We start from the raw sequence: 18,322 nt of genomic DNA, 5'->3' as shown, positions 1-18,322 counted from the left end.
CCTCTTACTTCGGACGCTTCGCGCCATACAGCGAACGGCGCTGACGACGCTTGGCGATGCCCTGCGTGTCAAGCACGCCGCGCAGGATGTGATAACGCACACCCGGCAAATCTTTTACACGGCCGCCGCGGATCAGCACGACGCTGTGTTCCTGCAGGTTATGGCCTTCACCCGGAATGTAGCTAACGACCTCATACCCGTTGGTCAGGCGCACCTTTGCCACCTTACGCAGGGCCGAGTTCGGCTTTTTCGGGGTAACCGTATAGACGCGCGTGCAAACGCCGCGCTTCTGGGGGCAACCCTGAAGGGCCGGCACTTTATTCCGCTTGGCGGCAGGCTCGCGGCCCTTGGCGATCAACTGGTTGATGGTCGGCATACGCCCTTCCCGATCCTTGCTCATTGCCAGACCGGACTAGGCCCGATCTGCTTGCTTCCAACAAAATTCAGCGCGCGACAGAATGCCGCCCGCTTTCGACTCTTTCACTACCGGCCTGAGCCTCACCCGAAGGCGGCGGCACCGTTAGCGTTTGATGCTGTCTATCAACGGCTCAGACGCCTCAGGAGACGGGGGTAGCCGAGGGCGCGGACCCTATGACCCTTCTAGGGGAAAGTCAAGCATACTCTAGCGTTCTGCCCGATTCCCGTTCGATTCCCGTTTCGAATCGCCGGATACGAAATCGGGCGGGTATTACCCCGCCCGATCTCAAACGTAAACTAGTTTTTCCGGCGCTACAGCGGGGCTTACTCCGCTGCGTCGTCCGTGACCTCGGGTACAGCGCGGCTGACGCGCTGACGGTCCTGTGAGGCCGCCATGGCACGCAGTTTGTTCATGACGCTGCCCGTGCCTGCCGGGATCAGACGTCCGACAATCACGTTTTCCTTCAGACCGTTGAGCGTATCGACCTTGCCGGCTGTCGCCGCCTCGGTCAGCACGCGTGTGGTCTCCTGGAAGGAGGCTGCCGAGATGAACGACTGCGTCTGCAGAGAGGCCTTGGTGATACCCTGCAGAATGGGCATGCCCTTTGCAGGTTCCTCGCCCATCTTGACGCGCTTCTCGTTCTCGACCTCGAACTCGATACGATCGACCGTCTCACCGATCAGATAGGTCGTGTCGCCCGGCTCAAGGATTTCGACCTTCTGCAGCATCTGACGAACAATGACTTCGATATGCTTGTCATTGATCTTCACGCCCTGCAGTCGATAGACGTCCTGGATCTCGTTGACGAGATAATCGGACAGTGCCTCGACGCCCATGACCTTGAGAATGTCATGGGGAACGCGCGGACCGTCGACCAGCGGATCGCCCTTCTGCACGAAGTCACCTTCCTGCACCGAGACGTGCTTGCCCTTCGGGATGAGATAGTTGGTCTCTTCCCCGGTCTCGTCGTTCTTCACGATGATGCAGCGCTTGGACTTGTAGTCCTTGCCGATCTCGATCCGGCCCTCGGTCTCGGCGATGATCGCGTGATCCTTCGGACGACGGGCCTCGAACAGCTCGGCCACGCGCGGCAGACCACCCGTAATATCGCGGGTCTTGGAACCTTCACGCGGGATACGGGCCAGCACGTCACCGGCATGGACCGTCGCACCGTTCTCGATCGACAGCAGCGAGTCGGGCGACAGGAAGTAGCGCGCCTCGTTGCCGTTTGCGAGACGGACGACATTGCCCGCTGCGTCCTTGAGCTGCAGACGCGGACGCAGGTCCACACCCTTGCTGCCCTGCTTGTAGTCCACGACCACCTTCGAGGTCAGACCCGTGACTTCGTCCATACGCTCGACGAGCGTGATGGAGTCGATCAGGTCGAGATACTCGACCGTACCGGCCTGCTCGGTGATGATCGGCAGGGTGTAGGGGTCCCACTCGGCCATCTTCAGACCGCGCGTGACTTCCTGGCCTTCCGTGACCATCAGACGCGCACCGTAAGGCACGCGGTAACGGGCACGTTCAACACCCTTCTCGTCCGTCAGCAGGATTTCGCAGTTACGCGACATCACGATGGTGACGTTCTGGCTGTTCTGCACCACGTTGCGGTTGCGAATGGTCACCTTGCCGTCACGCGACGCCTCGACCATCGACTGCTCCGCACCACGGGTAGCCGCACCACCGATATGGAAGGTACGCATGGTCAGCTGCGTGCCGGGCTCACCGATGGACTGTGCAGCGATAACGCCCACGGCCTCACCGATATTGACCGGCGTACCGCGCGCAAGGTCACGGCCATAGCAGTGACCGCACACACCAACGCGGCTGTCACAGGTCAGCACCGAGCGGATCAGCACGCTTTCAACGCCCGCCTTCTCGATGATCTCTGCCTCAGCTTCCTCGATCAGCGTGTTGCGCGGGAACAGAACCGCACCGCTCACCGGATCGGTCACGTCAGCCGTCAGGGTACGACCCAGAATACGCTCGGACAGCGAGGAAATCACCTCACCGCTATCCATGACCGCACGGATCGTCAGGCCACGCTCGGTGCCGCAATCGTTCTCGACGATGATGCAGTCCTGCGCCACGTCGACGAGACGACGCGTGAGGTAACCCGAGTTCGCCGTCTTCAGCGCCGTATCCGCGAGACCCTTACGGGCACCGTGGGTGGAGGTGAAGTAATCGAGAACCGAAAGGCCTTCCTTGAAGTTCGCGATAATCGGCTGCTCGATGATCTCGCCCGAAGGCTTGGCCATCAGACCACGCATACCGGCAAGCTGCTTCATCTGGGCTGGCGACCCACGCGCACCGGAATGGCTCATCATCCACACCGAGTTCGTCGGCTTGCCGATGACTTGGCGGGAGATCTCCTTCATCATCGCTGCCTGGACTTCGTCCGTGCAACGTGACCAGGCGTCAACCACCTTGTTGTAGCGTTCGCCAGCCGTGATCAGACCGTCCTGGTACTGCTGCTCGAATTCCTTGATCTCGGCCTGCGTGCGCTCGACCAGCTCCTGCTTCTCGACCGGGATGATCATGTCATCCTTGCCGAAGGAGATGCCGGCGCGCGCTGCGTGGCGGAAACCGAGGCCCATCAGACGGTCGCAGAAAATGACCGCTTCCTTCTGACCGCAGTGACGGTACACAGCATCGATCACATCGGACACGTTCTTCTTGGTCAGCTGCTTGTTGACCAGCGAGAACGGAATGGCGGCATTGCGCGGCAGGATCTGGGCGATCAGCGCACGACCCGGCGTGGTCAGCATGGTCTGGCGAACGGGCTTGCCGTCAGCATCCAGCGTGTCCATGCGCAGACGGATCTTGTCGTGCAGCTTGAGCGTGCCCTCGTTCATGGCGAGCTCGATCTCGGCCACCGACGCATAGGCAGACGGACCGGCCTTAACGAGACGACCTTCTGCATCATACTCGGCCTGATCCGGCGTCGTGTGATACTCGGGAACCTCGAGGCTCAGATAGTACAGGCCAAGCACGATGTCCTGCGACGGCACGATGATCGGCTTGCCGTTCGCGGGGCTGAGGATGTTGTTGGTCGACATCATCAGCACGCGGGCTTCAAGCTGTGCTTCGAGCGACAGAGGCACGTGAACGGCCATCTGGTCGCCGTCGAAGTCGGCGTTGAACGCGGTGCAGACCAGCGGGTGCAGCTGGATCGCCTTACCTTCGATCAGCACGGGCTCGAAAGCCTGGATGCCGAGACGGTGAAGGGTCGGTGCGCGGTTCAGCATCACGGGATGCTCGCGGATAACCTCTTCAAGGATATCCCAGACTTCCGGACGCTCCTTCTCCACCATGCGCTTCGCAGCCTTGATGGTGGTGGCGTGACCATACTTCTCGAGCTTGCTGTAGATGAAGGGCTTGAACAGCTCGAGCGCCATCTTCTTGGGCAGGCCGCACTGGTGCAGCTTCAGCTCGGGACCCACCACGATGACCGAACGGCCCGAGTAGTCGACGCGCTTGCCGAGAAGGTTCTGACGGAAGCGGCCCTGCTTGCCCTTGAGCATGTCGGACAGCGACTTCAGCGGACGCTTGTTGGCACCCGTGATGGCGCGACCGCGACGGCCGTTGTCGAACAGGGCGTCAACGGCTTCCTGAAGCATGCGCTTTTCGTTGCGGACGATGATGTCCGGCGCCCGCAGCTCGATCAGGCGCTTCAGTCGGTTGTTACGGTTGATCACGCGACGATAGAGATCGTTCAGATCGGACGTCGCGAAACGACCGCCATCCAGCGGCACGAGCGGGCGCAGTTCGGGCGGAATGACCGGGACGAGGTCCAGGATCATCCATTCCGGGCGCGAGCCGCTCTCAGCGAAGGCTTCGAACAGCTTCAGGCGCTTGACGAGCTTCTTGCGCTTGGCTTCCGACGTGGCTTCACGCAGGTCTTCACGCAGCAGATCGCCGTCGGACTTGTCCTGATCGCGGCCGTCGCGGTCGATCAGGCCCGGACGATCGGTCTCTGTGGAGTGCAGACGCGCCTTCCACAGGATCTTCTTGACCGCTTCAGCACCGATACCGACTTCGAGACCTTCATCGGCATAGTCGTCCATCGCATCGAAATACTGGTCTTCCGACAGCAGCGAATAGCGCTTGAACGGGCTCGTGCCGGATTCGAGAACGATATAGCTCTCGAAATACAGGACCTTTTCGAGATCCTTCAGCGTGATGTCGATCATCGTCGCGATGCGGCTCGGCAGCGACTTCAGGAACCAGATATGCGCAACCGGCGATGCCAGTTCGATATGGCCCATGCGCTCGCGGCGAACCTTGGCAAGCGTCACTTCAACGCCGCACTTTTCGCACACGATGCCGCGGAACTTCATGCGCTTGTACTTGCCGCACAGGCACTCATAGTCCTTGATCGGGCCAAAGATACGCGCACAGAACAGGCCGTCACGCTCTGGCTTGAACGTACGGTAGTTGATGGTCTCGGGCTTCTTGATCTCGCCGTAAGACCAGGAGCGGATCTGCTCGGATGAAGCGAGCTGGATTTTGATCTGGTCGAATGACTGGGTCTGGCCCGTCTGACCAAGGATCTTCATGAGTTCGTTCATGCGCCGAAATCCCATTTCACGGAGCGGGCCGGAAGACCGGCCGCGCCCGCGTTAGCAACAAACACAGAGAAGGCAGAGACAGAGTGCATCAGATCGCGCTCTGCTCCAGATCGACATTCAGGCCGAGCGACTTCAGTTCCTTGATCAGAACGTTGAAGCTCTCGGGGATACCGGCTTCGAAATCGTCCTGCTCGCGCACGATAGCCTCATAGACCTTCGTACGGCCGGAAACGTCATCGGACTTGACCGTGAGCATTTCCTGCAGGGTGTAGGCGGCACCGTAAGCTTCAAGAGCCCAGACTTCCATCTCACCGAAGCGCTGACCACCGAACTGCGCCTTACCACCCAGCGGCTGCTGCGTGACGAGCGAGTACGGACCGATCGAGCGTGCATGGATCTTGTCGTCGACAAGGTGATGCAGCTTCAGCATGTAGATGTAACCGACCGTGGTGCGACGCTCGAAAGCCTCACCCGTACGACCGTCGATCAGCTGCGACTGGCCCGACTTGTCTACGCCGGCCTTGACCAGCATGTCCTCGATATCGGGGATCGATGCACCGTCGAAAACCGGGGTCGCGATCGGCACGCCCTTGCGGAGATTTCCGGTCAGCTCAAGAAGCTGCTCGTTCGGCAGCGTCGCGATATCGCTTTCGAATACGGCGTCGCCATAGACGTCGCGCAGGCTCTCAAGCAGCTCGAGCTTGCGCTCACCCGTGCGCTGGTAGTCATCGGCAATCTTGCCGATGTTCTGACCGATATTGGCGCAGGCCCAGCCAAGATGCGTTTCGAGAATCTGACCGACGTTCATGCGCGACGGCACGCCCAGCGGGTTCAGAACCAGATCGACCGGCGTACCGTCTTCGAGGAACGGCATGTCCTCAACCGGCACAACGCGTGAGACGACACCCTTGTTACCGTGACGACCGGCCATCTTGTCACCCGGCTGCAGCTTGCGCTTCACAGCCACGAAGACCTTGACCATCTTCATCACGCCCGGCGGCAGCTCGTCACCGCGCTGCAGCTTTTCGACCTTGCTGTCGAAACGGGCCTGAATCTTGCCGACAGCGGCATCGTATTCGCGACGCAGCGTCTCCAGTTCGGACATCACGCTGTCATCGCTGACCGTGATGTTACGCCATGCGCCACGCGGATGCTCGTCCAGAACCTCGTCGGTAATGACCGTGCCTGCACGGATCCCCTTGAAGCCGGCAGCAGCCGTCTGGTTCAGCAGACGCTCACGCAGACGCGCAATGAAGCTGCGCTCCTGGATGGCGCGCTCGTCATCGCGATCCTTGGTCAGACGCTCGATCTCGGCGCGCTCGATGGCCATGGCACGCTCGTCCTTGTCCACGCCACGGCGTGAGAAGACGCGCACGTCAACGATCGTACCGCTCGTGCCCGGGGGCAGCTTGAGCGAGGTGTCACGAACGTCAGAAGCCTTTTCGCCGAAGATGGCGCGCAGAAGCTTCTCTTCCGGCGTCATCGGGCTTTCGCCCTTCGGCGTGACCTTGCCGATCAGGATATCGCCCGGATTAACCTCGGCACCGACATAGACGATACCCGCCTCATCGAGATTGCGCAGGGCTTCTTCACCGACATTCGGAATGTCGCGGGTGATTTCTTCCTGACCCAGCTTGGTGTCACGGGCCATGACTTCGAATTCCTCGATATGGATCGAGGTGAAGACGTCATCACGCGCAATACGCTCGGAGATGAGGATCGAGTCTTCGAAGTTGTAACCGTTCCAGGGCATGAACGCGACGAGCACGTTGCGGCCAAGAGCCAGTTCGCCGAGCTCGGTGGACGGACCGTCAGCAATGATGTCGCCCGCATGAACCGTGTCACCCACGCGCACCAGCGGACGCTGGTTGATGCAGGTGGACTGGTTGGAACGCATGTACTTGCGCAGACGATAGATATCGACGCCCTGCGTCGAACCGGCCTCGTCAGTCGCACGCACAACGATACGCGCACCGTCGATCTGGTCGATCACACCATTGCGCTTGGCAACGATGGTCGCACCCGAGTCATGGGCCACAGCGGCTTCCATGCCCGTTCCGACCAGCGGCGCATCGGCGCGCACCAGCGGCACGGCCTGACGCTGCATGTTCGAGCCCATCAGTGCGCGGTTGGCGTCATCGTTCTCAAGGAACGGGATGAGCGCTGCGGCCACCGAAACGAGCTGCTTGGGCGACACGTCGCAAGCCGTGACCTGTTCGGGCGGCACGAGACGGAAATCGCCCGAGCGGCGGACGGAGACCAGCTCGTCCGTCAGACGGCCCGTTTCCTTGTCCTGCGCGGCGTCGGCCTGCGCAACGATCAGCTTGTCCTCTTCCATGGCGGAGAGGTATTTCCAGCCGTCCTGCAGCACGCCGTCCTGCACGAGGCGATACGGCGTCTCGATGAAGCCGTACTTGTTCACCTTGGCATAGGTCGAGAGCGAGTTGATCAGACCGATGTTCGGTCCTTCAGGCGTCTCGATCGGGCAGATACGGCCGTAATGGGTCGGATGAACGTCACGGACTTCGAAGCCTGCGCGCTCACGGGTCAGACCGCCCGGGCCAAGCGCCGAAAGACGACGCTTGTGCGTGACTTCGGAGAGCGGGTTGGTCTGGTCCATGAACTGGCTGAGCTGCGAGGAACCGAAGAACTCGCGCACGGCAGCGGCGGCAGGCTTTGCGTTGATCAGATCATGAGGCATGACCGTATCGACGTCTACGGAGCCCATACGCTCGCGAATGGCACGCTCCATGCGGAGCAGACCGACGCGATACTGGTTTTCCATCAGCTCGCCAACGGAGCGGACACGACGGTTACCGAGATTGTCGATATCGTCGATCTGGCCACGGCCGTCCTTGAGCTCGCACATGATCTTGACTGTGCGCAGGATGTCTTCCTTGCGCAGCACGCGCATGGTGTCCGGCGCATCGACTTCGAGACGCATGTTCATCTTGACGCGCCCCACGGCCGAAAGGTCGTAGCGGTCGGCGTCGAAGAACAGGCCCTGGAACATGGCTTCTGCCGTTTCCGGGGTCGGCGGCTCGCCGGGACGCATGATGCGATAGATATCGATCAGGGCTTCGTCACGACGGTTGTTCTTGTCCACGGCCAGCGTGTTGCGGATCCAGGGGCCATGCGAGGAGTCGACGGCAAGCATCGGCAGCTCGGTGACACCCGATTCCTCAAGTGCCTCGAGACGGGCTTCGGTCAGCTCTTCACCGGCCTCGGCATAGATCTCGCCGGTGTTCTCGTTGACGAGATCCTGCGCGATGAAGCGACCCAGCAGATCGGCGCGACCGACGAGCACATCCTTGGTCGTTTCCGCAATCTTGCGGCACATACGTGCCGTAAGCTTGGCGTCAGCCTCAGCCACCACTTCGCCGGTATCGGCGTCGTAAAGCGGCTCAAGCAGCTTCATGCCGCGGAAAGCTTCAGGATCGAACGGACGCGCCCAGCCCTTGGGCATACGCGTGAAGGGAACGGTACCGTAGAAATAGGCCAGGATCTCATCCTGATCCATGCCGCGGATACCGAGCGCCTCGACATCGCCACCCTCGGCAGCCTTGGCAGCGCGAGCAGCGATGGAGTGCTCACCCTCCAGGGCATAGAGCAGGGTCGTGACCGGCAGCTTGCGCTTCCGGTCGATACGCACATAGATCAGGTCCTTGGCATCGAATTCGAAGTCGAGCCAGGAGCCGCGATAGGGAATGACGCGCGCAGCGAACAGATACTTGCCGGAAGAATGCGTCTTGCCCTTGTCGTGATCGAAGAACACGCCGGGGCTGCGATGCATCTGGCTGACAATGACGCGCTCGGTGCCATTGATGATGAAGGTGCCGTTATCGGTCATGAGCGGCATGTCGCCCATGTAGACCGGCTGCTCCTTGATGTCGCGGATCGAGCGCGAACCCGTATCCTCATCGACATCCCACACGATCAGACGCAGGATGACCTTCAGCGGGGCGGCATAAGTAAGCCCGCGCTGGATGCACTCCTCAACGTCGTATTTCGGCTCTTCGAGTTCGTAGGAAACGAATTCGAGGCGGCCACGTCCCGCAAAATCGTTGATCGGAAAAACCGACCGGAACACTTCCTGAAGACCCGTCTGCTGACGGCTGTCAGGCGCCACGTTCATCTGAAGGAACGTTTCATAGCTTGCGCGCTGCACGTCAATCAGGTTGGGCATCGGCGCAACTTCGGGGATCCGCCCGAAGCTCTTGCGAATCCGCTTGCGTCCTGTGAACGATTTGGTGATTGCGTTCATCTATCCCTGCCCTCTCGCACCAGACCTTCGGGTCGTCCACATGGCAGGAAGCCTGTCATGGCGGGCGACCGGAACGACCGGTACCGTGAATTCGTGATGGTGTTGCGTGACAACCGGCCCTTATACAGGGTTTGTCCGCAACGGCAAATCGGGCGGAAACCCCGAAGGATTTCCGCCCTGACCTGTCTCGATCCATAAATCGCCGCCCGGCAAAGCCGGGAAGCGATCGATGGTCTTGATTACTTGACTTCGACCTTGGCGCCGTTGTCTTCGAGCAGCTTCTTGATCTTGGCTGCCTCGTCCTTGGAAACGCCTTCCTTGACGGTCTTCGGAGCGCCTTCGACCAGGTCCTTGGCTTCCTTCAGACCCAGGCCCGTGATGCCACGGATTTCCTTGATCACGTTGATCTTCTTGTCGCCAGCTTCGGCGAGAACAACGGTGAACTCGGTCTGCTCTTCAGCAGGAGCTGCAGCAGCAGCCGGGCCAGCAGCGGCAACGGCAACCGGAGCAGCAGCGGAAACGCCCCACTTCTCTTCGAGCAGCTTGGAAAGTTCAGCAGCTTCGAGAACGGTCAGAGCGGACAGTTCGTCAACGATTTTGTTCAGATCGGCCATGATGATGGTCCTATATGGTAACTGGTTTTCGATTCACAACCCGCGCTCCTGAAAAGGAGCGGCGCTGCGTAAGACAATTCAGGCGGCTTCGCCGGTCTTGGCATAGGCGCCGAAGACGCGAGCAAGCTGACCTGCCGGTGCCTGGACAACGCCTGCGATACGCGTAGCGGGGGTAGAAATCATACCCACCAGCTTCGCACGCAGTTCGTCCAGCGACGGCAGTGCGGCAAGAGCCTTGATACCATCCGCATCAAGCGTCTGGGAACCAAGGGCGCCACCGAGCACCACAAGCTTGTCGTTCGTCTTGGCGAACTCGACGATGACCTTCGCCACTGCAACAGGGTCTTCAGACCACGCAAGCGCGGTCGGGCCCTTCAGCAGCGGAGCGATCCCGTCGAATTGGGTCCCATGCAGAGCGAGGCTGGCCAGCCGGTTTTTCGCAACCTTGTATGTCGCACCCGCCGCACGAACGCGTCGACGCAGCTCCGTCACATCAGCTACCGTGAGACCTTTGTTTTCGGTCACGACAACCATGGACGTGCTGTTGAACACGTTGGCGAGGAATTCGACAAAGGCCCGTTTTTCCTGACGGTCCAAATCCATTCTCCTCGTCAGTCCGGAAACCTTGGCTTCCAGACCGGGTTACCCATGGCACTTCCCCGCATTCGGAAAAGTACCGCTCGCCTGTCCATTCAATCGGAACCCAGCATCACCGGCAGGTTTCCCTACCCTGTTCGCTGGCGCCCCGTCTCCCGCTCGCGGGCCCCTCACGGAACCCCTTAGACTACCCCTTGAGGCAGCACGCCCGGTCTCGGACAGGTTCGGAAGCGGAAAGCAGGCTTTCCGCCCCTGCGCCACTGCATGGCAAAGCCACGCAGTGTCATCTCTCAAATCAGGCTGCGAACGTCGCGACGTCGACGCGCACACCCGGGCCCATCGTGGAAGACAGGGCTGCCTTCTTCAGATAGGTGCCCTTGGCACCGGTCGGACGAGCCTTCTGGACGGCATCGACCAGCGCCTTGATGTTCTCGACCAGCTTGTCTTCGCCGAAGGAAGCCTTGCCGACGCCGGCGTGAATGATACCGGCCTTCTCGGCGCGGTATTCGACCTGGCCGGACTTGGCTGCCTGAACGGCGCCCTTCACGTCCATGGTCACCGTGCCCAGACGGGGGTTCGGCATCAGGCCACGCGGGCCGAGGATCTTACCCAGACGACCGACCAGCGCCATCATGTCCGGGGTCGCAATGCAGCGATCGAACTCGATTTCACCGTTCTGGATCTTCTCGGCCAGATCTTCCGCACCGACGACTTCCGCACCGGCTGCCTTGGCTTCTTCAGCCTTGGGGCCACGAGCGAACACGCCAACGCGCAGGGTCTTGCCCGTGCCGTTCGGCAGCGAGATCAGACCACGGACCATCTGGTCGGCATGGCGGGGATCGATACCGAGGTTCAGCGCGATTTCGATCGTCTCGTCGAACTTCGCCTTGGCATTGCTCTTTACCAGAGCGACGGCAGCGGCCAGATCGTACTGCTTGTCAGTGTCGACCGTAGCGCGGGCAGCGTTCAGCCTCTTGTTCTTGGCCATAGGATCAGCCCTCCACCACGTTCAGACCCATCGACTTGGCCGAACCGGCCAGCATGCGCACAGCGCCGTCGATGTCATTGGCGTTCATATCCTTGAACTTCTCTGCAGCGATCTCGCGCAGCTGCGCGGTCGTGACAGAACCGACAGCGGCAGCCTTGCCGACCGTCTGGCTGCCCTTGGAGACCTTGGCGGCCTTGAGCAGGAAGTAGGTGTTCGGCGGGGTCTTGGTGACGAAGCTGAACGTACGGTCTGCATAAGCCGTGATGACAACCGGGATCGGCATGCCGGGCTCGAGAGTCTGCGTCTTGGCGTTGAACTCTTTGCAGAACTGCATGATGTTCAGGCCGCGCTGACCCAGGGCCGGACCGACTGGCGGCGAAGGATTCGCCTTGCCTGCCGGGATCTGCAACTTGATGTAGCCAACAACTTTTTTGGCCATATCCGGGACTCCTCAATGGTTTGCCCGAACCGCGGTTCCAGTGAGGCGTTACCGATCCTGCGATCGCACCGCCTCTCCCGCGTTCCGAATGGGAGCGGCCCCTTACCGCCCCGCAGACGGGGCTGTCAAGTCTTTCGTGAGCGGCGAGACCGCAGGGGTAGGCTTAGCTACCGGGGCCACACCTGTCAGATTGCGGTCCTGTGGCCCTGTACGCGTGTCCACATCACCTGCAGGACGCGGATGGTGCAGACCGTCATATTGCAACACACCGAACGGATCGATCGATTTGACGGAAGGCAGGGCCGCGCGATCCCAGCCCCCGCCCAGAGCCTTGATCAGTCTGACGCTCGCCTGCAGCTGGATGGTCTGCGCCTGAACCGCATCGACGCGCGCCACAAGGGCTGCCTGCTGCGCCACAACCACATCGAGATAGTTGGTCAACCCACCCGTATACAGCGCCATGGTCATACGCTGCGTACGCAGGGCGGCATCGACCGCCTCGGTCTGCTGCCTCTGCTGATCCGCAAATGCGGCCGTCTGGGACAGGCCGTCCTCGACGTCCTGGAAAGCCGACAATACCGTCGAACGGTAATGATCCGCGCTCTCGCGATACTGCGCCCAGGCCCGCTGCAGCGCCGCACGACGCAAACCGCCGGTAAAGAGCGGCTCGACCGCCTGCACACCGTAGCTCCACATCGAGTTGCCAAGGCTGGCAAGGTCGAAGCCGTTATTCATGAAGCCACCGTTCAGACTGAAGGTGACATCGGGGTAGAAAGCGGCGCGCGCCACACCGATCGCCCGGCTGTTGGCAGCAAGATTGCGTTCGGCAGAAGCAATGTCCGGACGTCGCTCGAGAAGCTGGGAGGGCAGCCCTGCCGGAATACGCAGGGTTGCGTAAGGCAGCGAGGGCCCCTTGGCCGGAGTGATGTGGAAACTGCCCGGAACGGTATTGACCATGACCGCAATGGCATGTTCGAGCACCTGACGCTGCGCCCTAACATTGCTCTGAGCAGCCATGGTGGCGAAAAGCTGGTTTTCGGCACGCGAAACGTCGAGTCCGGCCGCAATCGCCCCGGCCTGACGCAGGCGCGTGATTTTTACTGCCGTCTGATAATAGCTGATCGAGTCGTCATAGACGGCATATTGCGCATCGAGCCCACGCAAACCGAGATAGTTCGACGCCAGCTCCGCTTCGAGCATCAGACGCAGATTGGCGTAATCGGCAGCACTCGCCTGCGCCATGTTCTTCTGCATACGTGTCGAATTGCGGATGCGACTGAAGAAATCGGGCTCCCATGTCGCAGCACCGCTATAGAACACGCTCGATTCAGTCGTGGGCGAATTGGCATTGGCCCCACGCCACAGACGGGTGAGCGATGTCTTGTTGTTCGACATGCCTGCCGAGCCATTGAGCTGCGGTGCAAGCTGGGCTTCCGTCTCACGCGCGATGTCGCGTGACTGGGTGAAGATTTCGGCCTGGGCCTGAAGGTCCGGATTCGACGCCAGCATTTTTTCTTCAAGGGCGTTCAGCTGGGGGTCGTGAAAGACCTCCCACCATTTGCCCTTGGGCACATCATCGGCGGGCCTGCCGTCCACGAGGACGCCCTTCCCTTTCCATCCATCGGGATAGATGAATTTCGGGGCTTCGTATTTCGGGGCCAGATCGCAGCCCGAGAGTAGCGTCAGGCAGAATACGGCCCCGGCAATGCCACCGCGCAGGGCACGGCGTGTGGAACGTGCCCTCATCGACGCGCCCCGTTCTCGTTGCTTCCGCCGTCATCGTCTTCTGCTGCGTGCAGACGCGGCGCAGGCGCCACATTCTTGCGCGGGGCTGCCGTCACATCGTTATAGCCACGTGTCGCTGCCACCACCTTGACCTCATCCCCTTCCAGCATGTCGGCCGTCGGATTGGCCACAATCTGATCCTTGGCAGAAACACCGCCCAGAATCTGGATCGTCATTCCATAATTGATGCCGGTCTTCACGTCGATCAGATGAACATGATTGTCGATGACCGTGGCCAGCTGCGTGCCCTGGGCACGGAAAATCAGACTGTTGACCGGCACGATCAGCACGCCCGGCTCGCCCGGTGCCGTGAAATGGGCTGTCGCATAGGAATCCGGCCAGAGAGATCCGTCCTTGTTATCCAGCTCAAGCTCGGTCGTCACCGTACGCGTAGCGGCATTGAATGCCTGTGCCGTGGCAAGGAAGCTCGCATCGTACACGCGCCCCGGGAACTGAGGCAGGGTCAGCTTGGCTGCCAGCTTGTCCGAAATCACCGCGGCGTAATCCTGCGGGACTGCAACGAACACGCGCATACGGTGCGTATCGGCCACGGTGAACAGTTCGGACGCGTTGCCGCGTGCGTTCACATCACCACCACCTGCATTGACGTAATCGCCCACATTGACGAGACGCGATGTCACGATGCCATCGAAGGGCGCCACGATACGCTTGAAGTTTTCCAGCGCCTCATAACGCTCCACTTCATGCTGTGCCTGGTCGACCTGCGCCTTCTGCGCCGCCGCATTGGCTGCCTGAACGTCGACCTCCTGACGGGACACCGCCTGCGTATCGCGCAGGTCCGCCCAGCGCTTGGCTGTAATTACAGCCAGTTTGTAGCGTGCAAGTACCACGTTGTAGTTGGCCTTTGCGGCCTCGTACTGCGCATCGAGGCTCGGCGTACTGATCTCGGCAAGAAGCTCGCCCGATTTCACATGGGCACCGTAATCCTTGTACCACATCTTCACGTAGCCGGAGACCTGCGCATAGATTGGCGCCTGATACCAGGCTGCCAGATTGGCAGGCAGGTCCAGATGACGCACTTCAGGGCCGGGCTGAGGGTTGATCAGGCTGACACGCGCGCGCGCGTTGTCGTCGGCCTCTTCGCGCAGGGTGCTGTAATGCATCGAGCGCCCGATAATGCCCCAGGCGGCGATGAGAACCGCCACGCCCAGAACGATCAGGATGATAAGGCGGCCCCGCTTGCGGTTGTGCTCGGCACCTGTTGTCGGGTGCTGGGTCATGCGTGGGCTCCCTCATCTCCGCGTTCACGCGGCTTTCTGTAATGGACAATGGCAAAAACACAGGGGACGAACAGGAGCGTCGCCGCGGTTGCAACAATTAGACCGCCGATCACGGCCTTGCCGATCGGCGCGTTATCGGAATTGCTCATGGACATCGGCACCATGCCGATAATCATGGCGAGCGCTGTCATCAGCACGGGGCGCATACGCTCGTAACCTGCTTCGAGCGAGGCCCTAAGCGCATCGCCATGGACCTCCATACGCTCACGCGCGAAGGACACCACAAGGATGGCATTGGCCGTGGCGGTACCCATGCACATGATCGCACCGGTCAGGGCTGGCACGGAAAGCGATGTATGCGTCAGGAACAGGCTCCAGGCGATACCGCCAAGCGCTCCAGGCAGCGCCGTGATGATCACGAACGGATCGAGCCAGGACTGGAAGTTCACGACGATGATCAGATAGACGAGCGTGATCGACATCGCGAGACCGACGATCAGCTGCGAATACGCATCTGTCATGGTCACCGCCTGACCGCGCACCACAAGATGCGAGCCGCGCGGCAGCTCGGACTTCATGGAATCCGCAACGCGCTGGACCGATTTGGCGACTGTGCCGAGATCGATATCCTCATTGGAAGCGTAAATGTCGAAGACGGGCATGATGTTGTAATGCGCGACTTCGGCAGGTGTGCCTGTCTGTTCGATCTGCGACAGCGCACCGAGAAGCTGCGGCTGCACATTGGTCGGATTACCATCGCCCCGATCGACCGGCACGGTCTTCAGATCGTTGAGTGTCTGGAGATAATTGGCCGGCGTCTGCACGTCGATCAGCTGCGCCACGCCGGAACTGTTCAGGTAATAGACCTGACCGACCTGCGCGCTGCCCGAGAGCACCACAAGCGCGTTCTGCGCAATATCCTGCTCCGTGATACCGGTACCCAGAGCAAAGCTGCGCTTGGCATTGATGCTTAGCGTCGGCTGGGTCATGGGCTGCTGGATGGCAACATCGGTAATGCCCGGAATGGACGCGAGCTTGCGTCGCAGCTTCTTGGCGAAGGCGAAATTGCCGTACAGGTCGCGCCCGACCACCTGCACATCAAGTGGCGCCGGAAGACCGAAATTAAGGATCTTTGCCGTCAGATCGGCAGGCTGGAATGTAACCTGCGTTCCGGGAAAGGCCTCGATCAGCCCAGCGCGTATCTTGCGGCGATATTCGGCGGTCGGGCTCTCATCGTTCTTCAGCGAAACCGTGATGTCGCAGTCTTCCGTTCCCACTGTGGGCGTCGGAATGAAAGCCTGATTGAGCTGGGAGAAAGGAAGACCGCAATTGTTCAGCACGGCATCGATCTGGCCGGGCAGGATCTCGTGCATCTTCTTTTCGATCAGCACAGAGATCTTGCCGGATTCCTCAAGGCGCGTTCCGATCGGTGCGCGCATATGGAGCTGGAGCGTGCCGGATTTGATTTCAGGAAAGAAATCCTCGCCGACGAAGAAATAAAGACCCGAAGAAAGGATCGATACCCCCATGAAGAACGGGACGAATTTCTTTCTTTCCGCGATCAGCCCGGAGAGTACGATTTTATAGCGCTCGCGAAAGCGGAAAAACCCGCTCTCGAAGCCGCGCTGGAAACGTCCGAAGAAGCCCGGCTCCTTGCCGTCATCACCATGCGCATGGGCAGCAACCTGAGCTGCCAGCATCCAGTTGGCCATGGTCGGCACCAGCGTTCGCGACAGGATGAACGAGGCGATCATGGCGAAGATAATGGCCTCGGCCATGGGCATGAACAGCCAGCCCGCCACACCGGTCAGTTCGAAGAGCGGCAGCCAGACGATACAGATACAGGTCGTCGAGACGAAAGTCGGGATAACAATCTGGTTGGCGGCATCGATGATGGCCATTTCCAGATCCTTGCCCATCTCGAGATGGGCATCGATATTCTCGATCATGACGGTGGCGTCATCGACGAGAATACCGACCGCCAGCGCAAGACCGCCCAGCGTCATCACGTTGATGGACTGACCGGCAAGACTGAGCCCGATGACCGAACAGAGAATGGCCAGCGGAATGGAAGTCGCAACGATAAGGGTCGAGCGCCACGAACCCAGAAAGAGCAGCACGGCCAGCGATGTCAGCAGGGCGGCGATGATCATTTCGCGCACCACGTCCTCGACCGAATCCTTCACGAAGCCGGATGCATCGGTCAGGATCTTGATGCTCGTGCCCTTGGGCAGCGTTTCGATCACCTGAGGCAGCAGCTTTTTCACACCGGCCACGACATCGAGTGTCGAGGCATCGCCGCTTTTCATGATGACCATCATGACGGCCTGACGGCCCTTCACCAGCACCATATTGGCCTGTGGCGGACCGCCGCGATGCACATGAGCCACATCGCGCAGATAGACCACGGCATTGCCCACCTGCTTGATCGGCAGGTTGTTGAAGGTCTCGACCTCTCGCGGCTGGGCGTTGGTGCGCACCATGTAATCGAACGGCCCGATACGCTGATCGCCTGCGGGCAGCACGATATTCTGCTTGTTCAGCGCCGTACTGACATCCACCGCCGACAGGTTATGCGCCATCAGCTTGGAAGGATCGATATCGACCGTGATATAGGGCGCAAGACCGCCATAAGGGTTCGGGATCGACACGCCGGGCACCGAAATCAGCTGCGGTCTGATCAGATTGGACGCCATGTTGTACAGTTCGGACCCGTTCAGGTTATCCGAATTGATCTGCAGCGTAAGCACCGGCACGGATGAGGCATTATAGGCCAGAATAAGCGGTGGGGTCGCTCCGGTCGGCAGCTGCTTGATGACCGTCTGCGACACAGACGTGATCTGTGTCTGCGCGACGGAGGTATCGGTCCCGGGCTGGAAATAGACCTTGACGATACCGCGACCGTAATAGGATCCGCTCTCGATATGCTCGATATTGTTGACGGTGGTGGTCAGGGTCCGTTCGTAATAATAAACGACGCGGCCCGACATATCCTCCGGCATCAGTCCCAGATAGGACCAGACAATCGCCACGACGGGAATATTGATGTTCGGAAAGACGTCGGTCGGTGTCTTGATGACCGATCTGACGCCGAAAATCACGATGAAGATGGACAGGACAACGAAGGTATAGGGCCGCTTCAGCGCGGTAACGACAACCTGGTTCATATAGTCATCCCGTAACCCAGCATGGAGGCCGCTCTTCGCCTGAGCTCAAACCCCGGCATGAGGAGTCCCCATCCGTTTCCCGATATCATCAAGGAGATTCCTTTTCCTGTTACGGCCAGAAATACAAATACCCCGGGGGGCGACAAGGAAAATTCCTTTTAAGTTCCGTTCTGGAACGACCTTTCATCGCTCTGTCACATAGCGCAAGCCCATCCCGAGCCTGTCCCGCACGTCT

The 18,322-nt window shown here is 60.3% G+C and carries 10 protein-coding genes; all 10 read right to left on the bottom strand.

From position 1 onward, the window contains the following. Positions 1 to 4 precede the first annotated feature (4 nt). The 10 genes from rpsL to NF685_RS07660 all read right to left on the bottom strand — a co-directional run bounded on the left by rpsL (position 5) and on the right by NF685_RS07660 (position 18,087). Positions 5 to 376, bottom strand: a complete 372-nt coding sequence (rpsL, locus tag NF685_RS07705) for a 30S ribosomal protein S12 (protein WP_023979007.1) — start codon at positions 374 to 376, stop codon at positions 5 to 7. Positions 377 to 741: 365 nt separating this feature from the next. Next, positions 742 to 4,992, bottom strand: a complete 4,251-nt coding sequence (gene rpoC, locus NF685_RS07700; protein ID WP_222546854.1) for a DNA-directed RNA polymerase subunit beta' — start codon at positions 4,990 to 4,992, stop codon at positions 742 to 744. Positions 4,993 to 5,080: 88 nt separating this feature from the next. After that, complete coding sequence (rpoB, locus tag NF685_RS07695; protein WP_252849202.1) at positions 5,081 to 9,256, bottom strand: DNA-directed RNA polymerase subunit beta; 4,176 nt, start codon at positions 9,254 to 9,256, stop codon at positions 5,081 to 5,083. A 239-nt stretch (positions 9,257 to 9,495) separates the two neighbouring features. After that, positions 9,496 to 9,870 (bottom strand): 50S ribosomal protein L7/L12, encoded by a 375-nt coding sequence (gene rplL / locus NF685_RS07690; RefSeq protein ID WP_222546852.1) that lies wholly within the window; start codon positions 9,868 to 9,870, stop codon positions 9,496 to 9,498. Between the two features lie 78 nt (positions 9,871 to 9,948). Then, entirely contained in the window at positions 9,949 to 10,467 is a 519-nt protein-coding gene (rplJ, locus tag NF685_RS07685; RefSeq protein ID WP_222546851.1) for a 50S ribosomal protein L10, read from the bottom strand. A gap of 295 nt (positions 10,468 to 10,762) precedes the next feature. After that, the gene (gene rplA, locus NF685_RS07680; RefSeq protein WP_222546850.1) at positions 10,763 to 11,455 is read right to left on the bottom strand and encodes a 50S ribosomal protein L1; all 693 of its coding nucleotides are present in this window, start codon (positions 11,453 to 11,455) and stop codon (positions 10,763 to 10,765) included. Between the two features lie 4 nt (positions 11,456 to 11,459). Further along, the gene (rplK, locus tag NF685_RS07675; protein ID WP_023979014.1) at positions 11,460 to 11,894 is read right to left on the bottom strand and encodes a 50S ribosomal protein L11; all 435 of its coding nucleotides are present in this window, start codon (positions 11,892 to 11,894) and stop codon (positions 11,460 to 11,462) included. A 102-nt stretch (positions 11,895 to 11,996) separates the two neighbouring features. Next, a complete protein-coding gene (locus NF685_RS07670) occupies positions 11,997 to 13,640 on the bottom strand; it encodes an efflux transporter outer membrane subunit (protein WP_252849201.1) in 1,644 nt (547 codons plus the stop codon). After that, positions 13,637 to 14,920, bottom strand: a complete 1,284-nt coding sequence (locus NF685_RS07665; protein WP_252849200.1) for an efflux RND transporter periplasmic adaptor subunit — start codon at positions 14,918 to 14,920, stop codon at positions 13,637 to 13,639. Before NF685_RS07665 ends, NF685_RS07670 begins: the two co-directional genes overlap by 4 nt. After that, positions 14,917 to 18,087: an efflux RND transporter permease subunit gene (locus NF685_RS07660; protein ID WP_222546847.1), complete on the bottom strand. Its 3,171-nt coding sequence runs from the start codon at positions 18,085 to 18,087 to the stop codon at positions 14,917 to 14,919. The genes NF685_RS07665 and NF685_RS07660 overlap by 4 nt, the downstream gene beginning before the upstream one ends. Positions 18,088 to 18,322: the final 235 nt, after the last annotated feature.

Source organism: Asaia lannensis NBRC 102526, assembly GCF_024054035.1.
GTDB classification, from domain to species: Bacteria; Pseudomonadota; Alphaproteobacteria; order Acetobacterales; family Acetobacteraceae; genus Asaia; species Asaia lannensis.
Note: the sequence above shows the minus strand (reverse complement) of the source record. Positions and strands in the feature narration are given on the sequence as shown.